Below are 15,007 nucleotides of genomic sequence, written 5' to 3' on the forward strand. Positions count from 1 at the left end.
TCAGCTCTCCGTGTTCTGGGCGGGCGGGGCCGTCGACGACGCAGCCTCGGCGGCAGCGGTCGCCTCGGGGCCGGCTGCCTCGGCGATGGTCTGCTCGGGAGCGACCTCACCGGAGGTCTGCGCGACCACGGCATCCGTGGTGTCGGTCGTCGCGTCGGCCACCGGACCGGTCGAGGACTGGACCGCGGCACGCCCGGCCTCGGTGCCCCCGGCGGTGGTGCCCGAGGAGCCCGATCGCCGCTGGGGCCGCTGGGCCCGCTCACGACGCTGCTGGCGGTCGGCGAGGGCCTCGAGGGCGGCGCGCTCGGCGCGCGAGCCGCTGACGTCGCCCTTGTAGATCCACACCTTGACGCCGATGCGACCGAAGGTCGTCCGGGCCTCGTAGATGCCGTAGTCGATGTTCGCGCGGAGCGTGTGCAGGGGCACGCGGCCCTCGCGGTAGAACTCCGAGCGGCTCATCTCCGTGCCGCCGAGGCGACCGGAGCACTGCACCCGGATGCCCTTGACCTGCGGGCTGCGCTGGGCCGACTGCATGGCCTTGCGCATCGCGCGGCGGAAGCTGACCCGGCTGGAGAGCTGCTCGGCGACGCCCTGGGCGACCAGCTGCGCGTCCGACTCGGGGTTCTTGACCTCGAGGATGTTCAGCTGCACCTGCTTGCCGGTGAGCTTCTCGAGCTCGCCGCGGATGCGGTCGGCCTCGGCGCCGCGGCGGCCGATGACGATGCCCGGGCGGGCGGTGTGGATGTCGACGCGGACCCGGTCACGGGTGCGCTCGATCTCCACCTTGGAGATGCCGGCCCGCTCCATGCCCTTGGACATGAGCTTGCGGATCGCGACGTCTTCCTTGACGTAGTCCTTGTACAGCTTGTCCGCGTACCACCGGGACTTGTAGTCGGTGGTGATCCCGAGTCGGAACCCGTGCGGGTTGACCTTCTGACCCACTATCGGGTCCCTCCCCTCGTGTTGCTGGTGGACTGCTGGGTGGCCGGGCCCGACTGACCGGTGTCCCGGCGCGCCTTGCGCGACTTCTGCGCGAGGACGGCGCTGCTGGCCACCTCGCTCACCTCGATGGTGATGTGGCTGGTCCGCTTGTTGATGCGGAACGCCCGGCCCTGCGCACGCGGACGGATCCGCTTCAGCGTGGGGCCCTCGTCGACGTACGCCGCGCTGACCACGAGTGCAGCCGGGTCCAGCTGCAGGTTGTGCTCGGCGTTGGCCACCGCGCTGGCGACGACCTTGGCGACCGGCTCACTGGCCGACTGCGGGGCGAAGCGCAGCAGCGCCAGCGCCTCGTCGGTCGGCAGGTAGCGGATCAGGTCCACCACTCGGCGGGCCTTCATGGGGGTCACGCGGACGAACCGGGCCGTAGCCCGGGCGACCGGCGCCTCCTGTCCCAACTGGGAAGTCATCTGAATCTCTCTCTACCTGGTCAGCCCCGCCGCGAGCGGCGGTCGTCCTTGACGTGCCCGCGGAAGGTGCGCGTGGGCGCGAACTCCCCGAGCTTGTGCCCGACCATCGCCTCGGTGACGAACACCGGGACGTGCTTGCGGCCGTCGTGCACCGCGAGGGTGTGGCCCAGCATGTCGGGGATGATCGTCGAGCGGCGTGACCAGGTACGGATCACGTTCTTGGTGCCCTTTTCGTTCTGGGCGTCCACCTTCTTGAGCAGGTGGTCGTCGACGAACGGGCCCTTCTTCAGGCTGCGTGGCATTCGGCTCTCCTCTACCGCCGGTTACCCGGGCTCAGCGCTTCTTGTTGGCGCGCCGGCGGCGCACGATCAGGGCGTCACTGGCCTTCCGCTTGCGCGTCCGGCCTTCCGGCTTGCCCTTGGGGTTCACCGGGTGGCGACCACCGGAGGTCTTGCCCTCACCACCACCGTGCGGGTGGTCCACCGGGTTCATGGCGACACCGCGGACGGTCGGGCGCTTGCCCTTCCAGCGCATGCGGCCGGCCTTGCCCCAGTTGATGTTCGACTGCTCGGCGTTGCCCACCTCGCCGACGGTCGCGCGGCAGCGCACGTCGACGTTGCGGATCTCGCCCGACGGCATGCGCAGCTGCGCGAAGCGACCCTCACGGGCGACCAGCTGGACGCTGGTCCCCGCGGAGCGGGCGATCTTCGCGCCGCCACCGGGACGGAGCTCGATGGCGTGAACCACGGTGCCGACCGGGATGTTCCGCAGCGGCAGGTTGTTGCCGGGCTTGATGTCGGCGGCGGGGCCGCACTCCACCAGGTCGCCCTGCTTGAGCCGCGCCGGCGCGATGATGTAGCGCTTCTCGCCGTCGGCGAAGTGCAGGAGCGCGATCCGCGAGGTGCGGTTCGGGTCGTACTCGATGTGCGCGACCTTGGCCGGCACGCCGTCCTTGTCGGCGCGACGGAAGTCGATCACCCGGTACGCGCGCTTGTGCCCACCGCCCTGGTGACGAGCGGTGACCTTCCCGTGCACGTTGCGCCCGCCACGACCGTGCAGCGGTCGGACCAGCGACTTCTCGGGGTGGTCTCGCGTGACCTCGGCGAAGTCGGCGACGCTGGAGCCGCGGCGGCCCGGCGTCGTCGGCTTGTACTTGCGGATAGCCATTGCTGACTCAGTCCTCTATCTCTGGTCCGAACGGTCCAGGCGCTCAGGCGCCGGGACCACCGAAGATCTCGATGCGGTCGCCGGCAGCCACGGAGACGATGGCGCGCTTGGTGTCCTTGCGCTTGCCCATCTGCGCGCCGCGGCTGCGCTTGCGCTTGCCCTGGCGGTTGATCGTGTTCACGCCGAGGACCTTCACCTTGAAGATCTGCTCGACCGCGATCTTGATCTGCGTCTTGTTGGCATCCGGCCGCACGATGAACGTGTACTGGTTGCCGTCGAGAAGGCCGTAGCTCTTCTCGGAGATGACCGGGGCGAGCAGGACGTCCCGGGGGTCGCGGACGCTCATGCCTTCTCCTCGGTGGTCTCTTCGACGGTGCCCTCGCCGACGGCGGGGGCGATGGACGGGATGCCACCCGGCGTCTCGTGGGTGGCGAGGTCCGGCAGGTCCGCGCCGGAGCGCTTGCCCTTGGCCGGACCCGCGACGAACTCCGCCAGCGCCGTCTCGGTGAAGACCACCTCGTCGGACACCAGCACGTCGTACGTGTTGAGCTGGCCGGCCTCGATCAGGTGCACCTCGGGCACGTTGCGCAGGCTCACCCAGTTGAGGACGTCGTCGCGGTCGAGGACCACGAGGACGCGCTTGGCCTGGGTGACGGCGTGCAGCGTGGCCAGGGCGGCCTTCGTCTTGGGGGCGTCGCCGTCGACGAACGCGGAGACCACGTGCACCCGGCCCTCGCGGGCCCGGTCGGAGAGGGCACCGCGCAGGGCGGCGGCCTTCATCTTCTTCGGGGTCTTCTGCTCGTAGTTGCGCGGCTGCGGGCCGTGGACGATGCCACCACCGGCGAACTGCGGCGCACGCGTCGAACCCTGGCGGGCGCGACCGGTGCCCTTCTGGCGGTACGGCTTGGCGCCACCACCGCTCACCTGGCCCCGCGTCTTCGTCGCGTGCGTGCCCTGACGGGCCGCTGCCAGCTGTGCGACGACCACCTGGTGCATCAGGGAGACGTTCGCGCTGGCGTCGAAGAGCTCACCGGGCAGCGTGACGCTGCCGGAGGTCTCCCCCGCCGGGGTGCGGACGTCGACCTGGCGGTCGGTGCGCGTGTCGGTCGATGAGGTCACTTGTCGTCACTCCCCACGGGCCCGCCCTTGACGGCCGAACGGACGAGCACGAGGCCGCCCTTCGGGCCGGGGATGGCGCCCTTGATCAGCAGCAGACCGCGCTCGGCGTCCACCTTGTGGACGACCAGCGACAGGGTCGTGGTCTTGACCGCACCCATGCGGCCGGCCATGCGCAGGCCCTTGAAGACCCGGCCCGGCGTCGAGGCGCCACCGATGGAGCCCGGCGACCGGTGCTTGCGCTGGGTGCCGTGCGCCGCGCCGAGGCCCTTGAAGCCGTGACGCTTCATGACACCGGCGGTGCCCTTGCCCTTGCTCGTGCCGATGACGTCGACCTTCGCGACGCCGTCGAACACCTCGGCGGTCAGCTCCTGGCCGACCGTGTAGCTCCCCGCATCGGAGGTGCGCAGCTCCACCAGGTGGCGCCGCGGCGTCACGCCCGCCTTGGTGAAGTGCCCGCCCTCAGGACGGTTCACCTTGCGCGGGTCGATCTCGCCGAACCCGAGCTGGACGGCGGAGTAGCCGTCGACCTCGGGGGTGCGCACCTGGGTCACCACACACGGGCCCGCCTTGACGACGGTCACCGGCACGAGGCGGTTGTTCTCGTCGAAAACCTGGGTCATCCCCAGCTTCTCGCCGAGGAGACCACGGAATGTGCTCGCCATGTCTGCTGACTGCCCTTACTGAATGTTGACGTCGACCGAGGCCGGCAGGTCGATGCGCATGAGCGCGTCCACCGTCTTCGGCGTCGGGTCGAGGATGTCGATGAGCCGCTTGTGGGTCCGCATCTCGAAGTGCTCGAAGGAGTCCTTGTACTTGTGCGGAGACCGGATCACGGCGTACACGTTCTTCTCCGTCGGCAGCGGCACCGGGCCGACGACGCGCGCTCCGGTCTTCGTCACCGTGTCCACGATGCGCCGCGCCGAGGCATCGATCGCCTCGTGGTCGTAGGCCTTCAGCCGGATGCGGATCTTCTGTCCCGCCATCGCCTGTTCTCGCTCCTGCCGATCGGTTGTGAAAGATCAAGTGGGTCTGCTGACCCGTGGGTCTGACGACCCGGGGGGTGGCTCCGGCTTCGTACGCCCGAGCCCATGACCGGGCGGCGGCCGGTTCCCCGGCCGCCGCCCGTCAGGGTGTTACTTGATGATCTTGGTGACGCGCCCGGCGCCCACGGTACGGCCACCCTCGCGGATGGCGAACCGGAGACCCTCCTCCATGGCGATGGGCTGGATGAGCTCCACCGTCATCTCGGTGTTGTCGCCCGGCATGACCATCTCGGTGCCGGCGGGCAGGGTCACGACGCCCGTCACGTCCGTCGTCCGGAAGTAGAACTGGGGACGGTAGTTGTTGAAGAACGGCGTGTGACGGCCACCCTCGTCCTTCGAGAGGATGTAGACCGAGCCCTCGAAGTTGGTGTGCGGGGTGATCGAACCGGGCTTCACGACGACCTGGCCGCGCTCGACGTCCTCGCGCTTGATGCCGCGGAGGAGCAGACCCACGTTGTCGCCGGCCTGGCCCTGGTCGAGCAGCTTGCGGAACATCTCGACACCGGTGACGGTGGTCTTCGTCGAACCCTCGCGGATACCGACGATCTCGATCTCCTCGGAGACCTTGACGATGCCACGCTCGACGCGGCCGGTGACGACCGTGCCACGACCGGTGATCGTGAAGACGTCCTCGACGGGCATGAGGAACGGCTTGTCGATCTCGCGCTCCGGCTCCGGGATCGCGGTGTCGACGGCGTTCATCAGCTCCATGAGCTTGTCGCCCCACTCGGCGTCGCCCTCGAGGGCCTTGAGCGCCGAGACGCGGACCACGGGGACGTCGTCGCCCGGGAACTCGTACTCGCTGAGGAGCTCGCGCACCTCGAGCTCGACGAGCTCCAGGATCTCCTCGTCGTCGACCATGTCGGCCTTGTTGAGGGCCACGACGATGTAGGGGACGCCGACCTGGCGGGCCAGGAGGACGTGCTCCTTGGTCTGCGGCATCGGGCCGTCGGTGGCGGCCACGACGAGGATCGCGCCGTCCATCTGGGCGGCACCGGTGATCATGTTCTTGATGTAGTCGGCGTGCCCGGGGCAGTCGACGTGCGCGTAGTGCCGGTTCTCGGTCTGGTACTCGACGTGCGCGATCGAGATCGTGATGCCGCGAGCCTTCTCCTCGGGCGCCTTGTCGATCTGGTCGAACGCCGAGGCCTCGTTGAGGTCCGGGTACTTGTCGTGCAGGACCTTGGTGATCGCCGCGGTCAGCGTCGTCTTGCCGTGGTCGATGTGCCCGATGGTGCCGATGTTGACGTGCGGCTTGGTCCGCTCGAACTTGGCCTTGGCCACTGGGTTCCTCTCCTCGTGGTTACGCAGGTGGTGCGTGCTCTGGGGTGGGGCTGTGCTCGGGGAGCGCGGGCGGGGCCGCCCGGACTCCGGTTACTCGCCGGTCGCCTTGGCGATGTCCATGACCCGGCTCCGGGGTCGCTCCGCTGCTCGGGCCGCGGACGGCCCTGCGATGCTCACTCCCCCGTCGCCTTCGCGATGATCTCCTTGGCGACGTTGGCCGGGACCTCGGCGTACGAGTCGAACACCATGGAGTAGCTCGCCCGTCCCTGGGTGCGGCTGCGCAGGTCGCCCACGTAGCCGAACATCTCCGACAGCGGCACCAGGGCCCGGACGATGCGGGCGCCGGAGCGCTCCTCCATCGCCTGGATGATCCCGCGGCGGGAGTTCAGGTCGCCGATGACGTCGCCCATGTTGTCCTCGGGCGTCGTGACCTCGACCGCCATCAGCGGCTCGAGCAGGGCCGGGTCGGCCTTGCGCGCAGCCTCCTTGAAGGCGATCGATCCAGCGATCTTGAAGGCCATCTCCGAGGAGTCGACCTCGTGGTACTGGCCGTCGAGCAGGCTGGCCTTGACACCCACCATGGGGTAGCCGGCCAGCACGCCGTACTGCATGGCGTCCTGCATGCCCTGGTCGACCGAGGGGATGTACTCCTTCGGGACACGACCACCGGTGACCTTGTTCTCGAACTCGTAGGTCGCCGCGTCGCCCCCCGTGGGGAGCGGCTCGATGGCGATCTGCACCTTCGCGAACTGGCCGGAGCCACCGGTCTGCTTCTTGTGGGTGTAGTCGTAGCGCTCGACGGCCTTGCGGATCGTCTCGCGGTAGGCCACCTGCGGCTTGCCGACGTTCGCCTCGACGTTGAACTCGCGGCGCATGCGGTCGACGAGGATCTCCAGGTGGAGCTCGCCCATGCCCGAGATGACCGTCTGACCGGTCTCCTCGTCAAGCTTCACCTGGAAGGTCGGGTCCTCCTCGGCGAGCTTCTGGATCGCGGTGCCGAGCTTCTCCTGGTCGCTCTTGGTCTTCGGCTCGATGGCGACCGAGATGACCGGAGCGGGGAAGGACATCGACTCGAGGATCACCGGCTTCTGCGGGTCGCAGAGGGTGTCACCCGTCGTCGTCTGCTTGAGCCCGTTGACCGCCACGATCTGACCGGCCCCCACGCCCGCACGCTCCTCGCGCTTGTTGGCGTGCATCTGGTAGATCTTGCCGATCCGCTCCTTGCGGTCCTTGGTGCTGTTGAGCACCGGGGACCCGGCGTCGAGCCGGCCGGAGTAGACGCGGACGTAGGTCAGCTTGCCGAGGTGCTGGTCGGTCTGGATCTTGAACGCCAGCGCCGAGAACGGCTCGTCCTCGTCGGCGTGCCGGAGGACCTCGGTCTCGCCGTCCAGGGCCGTGCCGACGATCGCCTCGATGTCGAGCGGGCTGGGGAGGTAGTCCACCACGGCGTCGAGCAGGGGCTGCACGCCCTTGTTCTTGAAGGCCGTGCCGGTGAGCACCGGGTTGACCTGCCCGCCGATGGTGGCCTTGCGGATCGCCGCCTTCAGGCGGTCGACCTCGATCTCCTCGCCCCCGAGGTAGTCCTCCATGAGCGAGTCGTCGAAGTCGGCGATGTTCTCGAGCAGCTTCTCGCGGTACTCGGCGGCCTGGTCGGCGAGTTCGGCCGGGATCTCCTCGACGGCGTAGTCCTCGCCCATCTTGGTCTCGCCGCGCCAGGTGAGCGCCTTCATGGTGACCAGGTCGACGACACCGATGAAGTCGGCCTCGGCGCCGATGGGCAGCTGCAGCACCAGCGGGTTGGCCCCGAGGCGCTCGACCATCATGTCGACGCAGCGGAAGAAGTCCGCACCGGTGCGGTCGAGCTTGTTGACGAAGCACATGCGCGGGACGCCGTACTTCTCGGCCTGCCGCCACACCTGCTCGGTCTGCGGCTCGACACCGGCCACACCGTCGTAGACCGCGACCGCACCGTCGAGCACGCGCAGGGAGCGCTCCACCTCGACGGTGAAGTCGACGTGCCCGGGGGTGTCGATGATGTTGATGTCGTGGCCGTTCCAGGAGCACTTCGTCGCGGCGGACGTGATGGTGATGCCGCGCTCCTGCTCCTGCTCCATCCAGTCCATCGTGGCCGCGCCGTCGTGGACCTCACCGATCTTGTACGTGATACCGGTGTAGAAGAGGATGCGCTCGGTGGTGGTCGTCTTGCCGGCGTCGATGTGCGCCATGATCCCGATGTTGCGGGTCTTGCGGAGCTGGGCCTCGTTGCTGGCCATTGCTTCTCCTCTTGGATCAGGTCCGTGTGCGGGTGCCGGGGCTGCGACGTCGAGAGGCGCCCCGGGAGTCCCGCCGACGGCGGGCGCTGGTGGTTACCAGCGGTAGTGCGCGAAGGCCTTGTTCGACTCGGCCATCTTGTGCGTGTCCTCGCGCCGCTTGACGGCGGCACCGAGGCCGTTGCTCGCGTCGAGCAGCTCGTTCATCAGGCGCTCGGTCATCGTCTTCTCGCGGCGGGCCCGGCTGTACTGGATGAGCCAGCGCAGGCCGAGCGTGGTGCTGCGGGAGGCGCGGACCTCGACCGGGACCTGGTAGGTCGCACCACCGACGCGGCGGCTGCGGACCTCGAGGGCCGGCTTCACGTTGTCCAGCGCGCGCTTGAGCGTGACGACCGGGTCGGTGTCGGTCTTGGCGCGGGCACCCTCGAGGGCGCCGTAGACGATCGCCTCGGCGACCGAGCGCTTGCCGTCGACCAGCACCTTGTTCACCAGCTGGGTGACCAGCGGCGACTGGTACACCGGGTCGGCGACCAGCGGACGCTTCGGCGCGGGGCCCTTGCGCGGCATTAGCTCTTCTCCTTCTTCGCGCCGTACCGGCTGCGAGCCTGCTTGCGGTTGCGGACACCCTGGGTGTCCAGCGAGCCGCGGATGATCTTGTAGCGGACGCCGGGCAGGTCCTTCACACGGCCGCCGCGCACGAGCACCATCGAGTGCTCCTGCAGGTTGTGGCCGACGCCCGGGATGTAGGCGGTCACCTCGATGCCACTGGTCAGGCGGACGCGAGCGACCTTGCGCAGCGCCGAGTTCGGCTTCTTCGGCGTCGTCGTGTACACGCGCGTGCAGACTCCGCGACGCTGGGGCGAACCCTTCAGCGCCGGGGTCTTGGTCTTCTCGACCTTGTCCTCGCGGCCCTTGCGGACCAGCTGGTTGATCGTGGGCATGGGTGGCCTGGATCTCCTACCTGCGCTGGGGTGGTGCTCGTCTGTGTGCTGCTCTGGGGGGTGGTGCTGGGGTGCCGGTCCCTGGTCGGAACCTCCCCGACCCCGGCCATGTTCCGTGTCCGGTCCACGCGGTCGGGCGTGTTGCCCTTCCCAGGACCGGTCCGGTGTCAGACCGAACTCGGTTGCCCCTCGCGACTCCGGCGCCGCCACCTTCCGGCGAGGCCGGGAGGTGGTCCTCGGTGACCGGGAGGCTGTCACCTCCGGCCCCCCAGACGCACCGCGAACGGGAGCAGGCCCAGGGCACCCTGGGCACGGCTGACCACGATACCCGTGCCTGAACAGGCGGTCAAAGCCGGGTCCCTCACACCGGTCGACACGTCGACCGGAGGGGCCGGGCAGGGGCCGGAACCCTGCGGAGACTACCCCCGCCCGCGCCCTCGGCACAGCTCCTCCGCTGTCCCGTACGGCGACCGATAGCGTGCGGGACGGCGCCAACGATGGTGCCGCGACACAGAGGAGTGCACGTGCGCATCGGCATCCAGGCCAGCTACAGCGGTGGCTTCCAGGAGACGGCGGCGGAGATCCGCGACCTCGAGTCGGCGGGGCTCGACGTCGCCGCCGTCGCCGAGGTCTACACCTTCGACGCGGTCAGCCAGCTCGGCTACCTGGCCGCCGTGACGGAGCGGGTCGAGCTGCTCAGCGCCATCCTGCCCATCTACAGCCGCACGCCGGCGCTGACCGCCATGACGGCGGCCGGGCTCGACTTCGTCTCCGGTGGGCGCTTCACCCTCGGGCTGGGGGCGTCGGGGCCGCAGGTGATCGAGGGCTGGCACGGCGTCGCCTACGACGCCCCGCTGCAGCGCACCCGCGAGGTGGTCGAGATCTGCCGCCAGGTCTGGCGCCGGGAGCGCCTGGACCACCAGGGCAAGAAGTACACGGTGCCGCTGCCTGCCGACCAGGGCACCGGGCTCGGCAAGCCGCTCAAGCTGATCAACACCCCGGTGCGCGAGCGCGTCCCGGTGATGCTGGCCGCCCTGGGCCCCAAGAACGTGGAGCTGGCCGCCGAGATCGCCGAGGCGTGGGAGCCCATCTTCTTCGTCCCGGAGAAGGCTGCCTCGGTCTGGGGGGACTCGCTCGCGGCCGGCAAGGCCAAGCGGGACGCCGCCCTCGGTGAGCTGCAGATCATCACCGGGGTGCCCGTGGCGATCGGCGAGGACGTCGAGGGGCTGCTGGACTTCGTGCGCCCCTCCCTCGCCCTGTACATCGGCGGCATGGGAGCGCGCGGCAAGAACTTCTACAACGACCTCGCCGTCCGGTACGGCTACGAGGCCGAGGCGAAGACGATCCAGGACCTCTACCTGGACGGCCGGAAGGACGAGGCCGCCGCCGCGGTGCCCGACGAGCTGGTGCGCGCGTCGTCGCTCATCGGCCCGGAGGGGTACGTGGCCGAGCGGATCGCCGCGTTCGCCGAGGCCGGCGTCACGACGCTGATGCTCCAGCCGCTCGACGGCAGCCGCGAGGCCCGCCTGCGCACCGTGGAGACGATGAAGCGCCTCGCTGCGTGATCTGTCGTCCCCCGGACGACACCGCGGCCAGGCGCCGTCCCGGCCGTCCTCCCTCACCGCAGCGTGTCCTCCCCCACCGCCTGCCCCGAGGGAGGACACGCGATGATCAGGTCACCTGATCCCGGCGCGGGGGGCGGTCGGGGATACGAAAGGGCCCCGCAGGTCTGACGACCTGCGGGGCCCTCCCGTGACGTGCTGGAACGGCCTCCCTCAGGGGCCCGCCGCGAGCGTGCGAGCGGTGGGGAGAGGGAGGTCCTTGTTCAGCCCCGCCAGTCGTACTCCTCGAGGCGGACGGCCTCGCCGGTGCCCTGACCGAAGACGTCCGGGCTGTAGTACTGCCCGTCCTCGTAGCCGGCCATGGTGTAGACGGCGGCGCGCGCCTCCTCGGTCGGCTCGACCGTGATGTTCCGGTAGCGGCTGATGCCCGTACCCGCCGGGATCAGCTTTCCGATGATCACGTTCTCCTTGAGGCCGAGCAGGCTGTCGCTCTTGCCCTGGATCGCGGCGTCGGTGAGCACCTTGGTCGTCTCCTGGAAGGAGGCGGCCGACAGCCACGACTCGGTCGCGAGCGAGGCCTTGGTGATGCCCATGAGGACCGGACGCGCCGAGGCCGGCTCGCCGCCCTCGGCGACGACGCGGCGGTTCTCGGTCTCGAAGATCGTCCGCTCCACCAGCGCACCCGGCAGGAACTCCGTGGCGCCCGAGTCGATGATGGTCACCCGCTTCAGCATCTGCCGGATGATCACCTCGATGTGCTTGTCGTGGATCGACACACCCTGCGACCGGTAGACCTCCTGGACCTCGCGGACCAGGTGCAGCTGCACCTCGCGCGGGCCCATGATCCGCAGCACCTCGTGCGGGTCGACCGCACCCTCGGTGAGCTGCTCGCCGACCTCGACGTGGGCGCCGTCCTCGACCCGCAGCCGCGAGCGACGCGACAGCTTGTCGTAGACGACCTCGTCGGAGCCGTCGTCCGGGGTGATGGTGAGCTTGCGGAACTGCTCGCCGTCCTCGATCCGGACCGTGCCGGCCAGCTCGGCGATCGGGGCCTTGCCCTTGGGGACACGGGCCTCGAAGAGCTCCACCACTCGCGGCAGACCGTGGGTGATGTCCTCACCCGCGACACCACCGGTGTGGAAGGTGCGCATCGTCAGCTGGGTGCCGGGCTCACCGATCGACTGGGCGGCGATGATGCCGACCGCCTCGCCGACGTCCACCAGCTTGCCGGTCGCGAGCGACCGGCCGTAGCAGGTGGCGCAGGTGCCGAGCAGCGACTCGCAGGTCAGGACGCAGCGGACCTTGACCTCCGCGACACCGGCGTCGATCAGCGTCTGGATCAGCACGTCGCCCAGGTCGGCGTTCGCCGGGGCGATGACCGTGCCATCTTCGGCCACCACGTCGGCGGACAGGGCGCGGGCGTAGACGCTGGTCTCCACGTGCGGGTCACGGGTGACCACGCCGTCGACCAGCGTGCCGATCGGCATGAGGACGCCGCGGTCGGTCCCGCAGTCCTCCTCGCGGATGATGACGTCCTGCGAGACGTCCACCAGACGACGGGTGAGGTACCCGGAGTCGGCGGTCCGCAGCGCCGTGTCGGCCAGGCCCTTGCGGGCACCGTGCGTGGAGATGAAGTACTCCAGCACCGACAGACCCTCCCGGAAGTTGGCCTTGATGGGCCGCGGGATGATCTCGCCCTTGGGGTTCGCGACCAGACCGCGCATACCGGCGATCTGGCTGATCTGCATCATGTTGCCTCGGGCGCCCGAGTTGACCATGACCCAGACCGGGTTGGTGGTCGGGAAGTTGTCCACCATCGCCTGGCTGACCTCGGCCCGCGCGCGGGTCCAGATCTCGATCAGCTCGCCACGACGCTCGGCGTCGGTGATGACGCCCCGCTCGTACTGCTTCTCGATCTTGGCCGCCTCGGCCTCGTGCCGGTCGAGGATCTCCTGCTTGACCGGCGGCGTGACGACGTCGTCGATGGCGATGGTGACGCCCGACCGCGTGGCCCAGCGGAACCCGGCCGCCTTGAGGGCGTCCAGCGTGGCCGCGACCTGCACCTTGGGGTAGCGCTCGGCGAGGTCGTTGACGATCGCCCCGAGCTCCTTCTTCGGCACCTGGTAGTTGACGAAGCGGTAATCCTCGGGCAGGGCCTCGTTGAACAGCACGCGGCCCAGGCTGGTCTCGACGACCGCGGGCTGACCCGGCGTCCAGTCCTCCGGCTGCTCCCACGGCTCGTTGACCTTGCCGTTGTCGACGCCGAAGACCTCGTCCAGGCGGATGTAGGCCCGCTCCTGCAGCCCCAGGGCACCCAGGTCGTAGGCCATGACGGCCTCGGAGGCCGAGGAGAACGCCGCCGGCCGGCCACCGTCGGCCTCGTGCCGCGAGGGCACCAGGGTCGTCAGGTGGTAGAGGCCCAGCACCATGTCCTGGGTCGGCGCGGTGATCGGACGACCGTCGGCCGGGCTCAGGATGTTGTTCGAGCTCAGCATCAGGATGCGGGCCTCGGCCTGGGCCTCGGCCGACAGCGGCAGGTGCACCGCCATCTGGTCACCGTCGAAGTCCGCGTTGAACGCCGTGCAGACCAGCGGGTGGATCTGGATGGCCTTGCCCTCGACCAGCTGCGGCTCGAAGGCCTGGATGCCCAGGCGGTGCAGCGTCGGCGCGCGGTTCAGCAGCACCGGGTGCTCGGTGATGACCTCTTCCAGCACGTCCCAGACGACGGGGCGGGCGCGCTCGACCATCCGCTTGGCGGACTTGATGTTCTGCGCGTGGTTGAGGTCGACCAGCCGCTTCATGACGAAGGGCTTGAAGAGCTCCAGGGCCATCTGCTTGGGCAGACCGCACTGGTGCAGCTTCAGCTGCGGCCCGACGACGATGACCGAACGGCCGGAGTAGTCGACGCGCTTGCCGAGCAGGTTCTGACGGAACCGGCCCTGCTTGCCCTTGAGCAGGTCGCTCAAGGACTTCAGGGGACGGTTGCCCGGGCCGGTGACCGGCCGGCCGCGACGGCCGTTGTCGAACAGCGCGTCCACGGACTCCTGGAGCATCCGCTTCTCGTTGTTCACGATGATCTCGGGGGCGCCGAGGTCGAGCAGACGCTTCAGCCGGTTGTTCCGGTTGATCACGCGGCGGTACAGGTCGTTCATGTCGCTGGTGGCGAAGCGGCCACCGTCGAGCTGCACCATCGGGCGCAGGTCCGGCGGGATGACCGGGACGCAGTCCAGCACCATGCCCATGGGCGAGTTGCGGGTCTGCTGGAACGCCGCGACCACCTTGAGCCGCTTGAGCGCGCGCAGCTTGCGCTGGCCCTTGCCGCTGCGGATGGTCTCGCGCAGCGAGGCGGCCTCGGCGTCGAGGTCGAAGCCGGACAGCAGCTTCTGCAGCGCCGCGGCGCCCATGCCGCCCTCGAAGTACTCGCCGAAGCGGTCCCGCAGCTCGCGGTAGAGGCCCTCGTCGGCGATGAGCTGCTTGACCTCGAGCTTGCGGAAGGTGTCCATCACCTCGTCGAGGCGGTCGATCTCCCGCTGCGCGCGGTCGCGCAGCTGGCGCATCTCGCGCTCGCCGCCCTCGCGCACCTTGCGGCGCACGTCGGACTTGGCACCCTCGGCCTCGAGCTCGGCGAGGTCGGCCTCCAGCTTCTGCTGGCGGGCCTCGACGTCGGCGTCGCGCCGGTTCTCGAGGTTGGACTTCTCGGCGCTGATCTCGGCCTCGATGGTCGGGAGGTCGCGGTGGCGCGCCTCGTCGTCGACCGAGGTGATCATGTAGGCCGCGAAGTAGATGATCTTCTCGAGGTCCTTGGGCGCCAGGTCGAGCAGGTAGCCCAGGCGGGACGGCACACCCTTGAAGAACCAGATGTGGGTGACCGGCGCGGCCAGCTCGATGTGCCCCATCCGCTCACGACGCACCTTGGCGCGGGTGACCTCGACGCCGCAGCGCTCGCAGATGATGCCCTTGAACCGGACGCGCTTGTACTTGCCGCAGTAGCACTCCCAGTCCCGGGTGGGACCGAAGATCTTCTCGCAGAAGAGACCGTCCTTCTCCGGACGCAGGGTCCGGTAGTTGATGGTCTCGGGCTTCTTCACCTCACCGTGGCTCCACTGGCGGATGTCGTCGCCGGTGGCCAGCCCGATGCGGAGCTCGTCGAAGAAGTTGACGTCGAGCAAGGTGTGACCCCTTTCAGGGGATCGTTACTGCACATTCTGGAAA

The 15,007-nt window shown here is 69.3% G+C and carries 14 protein-coding genes; 1 reads left to right on the forward strand and 13 read right to left on the reverse strand.

Translation table 11 applies throughout. The features are described from left to right. The 12 genes from rpsC to rpsL form a co-directional block, all read right to left on the reverse strand. A complete protein-coding gene (rpsC, locus tag ACI79P_RS03615; protein ID WP_456579668.1) occupies positions 1-942 on the reverse strand; it encodes a 30S ribosomal protein S3 in 942 nt (313 codons plus the stop codon). Then, positions 942-1,409: a 50S ribosomal protein L22 gene (gene rplV, locus ACI79P_RS03620; protein ID WP_091929107.1), complete on the reverse strand. Its 468-nt coding sequence runs from the start codon at positions 1,407-1,409 to the stop codon at positions 942-944. The genes rpsC and rplV overlap by 1 nt, the downstream gene beginning before the upstream one ends. A 20-nt stretch (positions 1,410-1,429) precedes the next feature. After that, positions 1,430-1,711 carry a 30S ribosomal protein S19 gene (gene rpsS, locus ACI79P_RS03625; protein ID WP_091929108.1) on the reverse strand — a complete coding sequence of 94 codons (282 nt, stop codon included), beginning with the start codon at positions 1,709-1,711 and terminating at the stop codon, positions 1,430-1,432. A 31-nt stretch (positions 1,712-1,742) separates the two neighbouring features. Continuing rightward, positions 1,743-2,576 (reverse strand): 50S ribosomal protein L2, encoded by an 834-nt coding sequence (rplB, locus tag ACI79P_RS03630; protein WP_091929109.1) that lies wholly within the window; start codon positions 2,574-2,576, stop codon positions 1,743-1,745. Positions 2,577-2,619: 43 nt separating this feature from the next. Next, a complete protein-coding gene (gene rplW, locus ACI79P_RS03635; protein ID WP_091929110.1) occupies positions 2,620-2,922 on the reverse strand; it encodes a 50S ribosomal protein L23 in 303 nt (100 codons plus the stop codon). After that, positions 2,919-3,695, reverse strand: a complete 777-nt coding sequence (gene rplD, locus ACI79P_RS03640; protein WP_456579669.1) for a 50S ribosomal protein L4 — start codon at positions 3,693-3,695, stop codon at positions 2,919-2,921. The genes rplW and rplD overlap by 4 nt, the downstream gene beginning before the upstream one ends. Next, a complete protein-coding gene (gene rplC / locus ACI79P_RS03645) occupies positions 3,692-4,357 on the reverse strand; it encodes a 50S ribosomal protein L3 (RefSeq protein ID WP_456579670.1) in 666 nt (221 codons plus the stop codon). The genes rplD and rplC overlap by 4 nt, the downstream gene beginning before the upstream one ends. A 15-nt stretch (positions 4,358-4,372) precedes the next feature. Continuing rightward, positions 4,373-4,678, reverse strand: a complete 306-nt coding sequence (rpsJ, locus tag ACI79P_RS03650) for a 30S ribosomal protein S10 (RefSeq protein WP_091929113.1) — start codon at positions 4,676-4,678, stop codon at positions 4,373-4,375. Between the two features lie 150 nt (positions 4,679-4,828). After that, positions 4,829-6,022 carry an elongation factor Tu gene (gene tuf / locus ACI79P_RS03655; RefSeq protein ID WP_246982518.1) on the reverse strand — a complete coding sequence of 398 codons (1,194 nt, stop codon included), beginning with the start codon at positions 6,020-6,022 and terminating at the stop codon, positions 4,829-4,831. 173 nt (positions 6,023-6,195) lie between these two features. Continuing rightward, entirely contained in the window at positions 6,196-8,295 is a 2,100-nt protein-coding gene (fusA, locus tag ACI79P_RS03660; RefSeq protein WP_456579671.1) for an elongation factor G, read from the reverse strand. A 93-nt stretch (positions 8,296-8,388) separates the two neighbouring features. Continuing rightward, the gene (rpsG, locus tag ACI79P_RS03665; RefSeq protein ID WP_091929116.1) at positions 8,389-8,859 is read right to left on the reverse strand and encodes a 30S ribosomal protein S7; all 471 of its coding nucleotides are present in this window, start codon (positions 8,857-8,859) and stop codon (positions 8,389-8,391) included. Then, the gene (gene rpsL / locus ACI79P_RS03670; RefSeq protein ID WP_012950487.1) at positions 8,859-9,233 is read right to left on the reverse strand and encodes a 30S ribosomal protein S12; all 375 of its coding nucleotides are present in this window, start codon (positions 9,231-9,233) and stop codon (positions 8,859-8,861) included. Before rpsL ends, rpsG begins: the two co-directional genes overlap by 1 nt. Positions 9,234-9,757: 524 nt before the next feature. Between rpsL and ACI79P_RS03675 the strand changes: the two genes are divergently transcribed. Beyond that, positions 9,758-10,798, forward strand: a complete 1,041-nt coding sequence (locus tag ACI79P_RS03675; protein WP_456579672.1) for an LLM class F420-dependent oxidoreductase — start codon at positions 9,758-9,760, stop codon at positions 10,796-10,798. Positions 10,799-11,058: 260 nt separating this feature from the next. Here ACI79P_RS03675 and ACI79P_RS03680 read toward each other — a convergent pair whose 3' ends face one another. Further along, a complete protein-coding gene (locus ACI79P_RS03680; protein WP_456579673.1) occupies positions 11,059-14,964 on the reverse strand; it encodes a DNA-directed RNA polymerase subunit beta' in 3,906 nt (1,301 codons plus the stop codon). Positions 14,965-15,007 lie beyond the last annotated feature (43 nt).

The sequence above is a fragment of the Blastococcus sp. SYSU DS0510 genome (assembly GCF_054050835.1).

What these genes read in the sequence shown, in the direction of transcription:
- fusA (WP_456579671.1), bottom strand. Translation starts at nt 8,295, where the DNA reads ATGGCCAGCAACGAGGCCCAGCTCCGCAAGACCCGCAACATCGGGATC.
- rpsS (WP_091929108.1), bottom strand. Translation starts at nt 1,711, where the DNA reads ATGCCACGCAGCCTGAAGAAGGGCCCGTTCGTCGACGACCACCTGCTC.
- rplB (WP_091929109.1), bottom strand. Translation starts at nt 2,576, where the DNA reads ATGGCTATCCGCAAGTACAAGCCGACGACGCCGGGCCGCCGCGGCTCC.
- rpsL (WP_012950487.1), bottom strand. Translation starts at nt 9,233, where the DNA reads ATGCCCACGATCAACCAGCTGGTCCGCAAGGGCCGCGAGGACAAGGTC.
- rpsJ (WP_091929113.1), bottom strand. Translation starts at nt 4,678, where the DNA reads ATGGCGGGACAGAAGATCCGCATCCGGCTGAAGGCCTACGACCACGAG.
- rplW (WP_091929110.1), bottom strand. Translation starts at nt 2,922, where the DNA reads ATGAGCGTCCGCGACCCCCGGGACGTCCTGCTCGCCCCGGTCATCTCC.
- rplV (WP_091929107.1), bottom strand. Translation starts at nt 1,409, where the DNA reads ATGACTTCCCAGTTGGGACAGGAGGCGCCGGTCGCCCGGGCTACGGCC.
- rpsG (WP_091929116.1), bottom strand. Translation starts at nt 8,859, where the DNA reads ATGCCGCGCAAGGGCCCCGCGCCGAAGCGTCCGCTGGTCGCCGACCCG.
- rplC (WP_456579670.1), bottom strand. Translation starts at nt 4,357, where the DNA reads ATGGCGAGCACATTCCGTGGTCTCCTCGGCGAGAAGCTGGGGATGACC.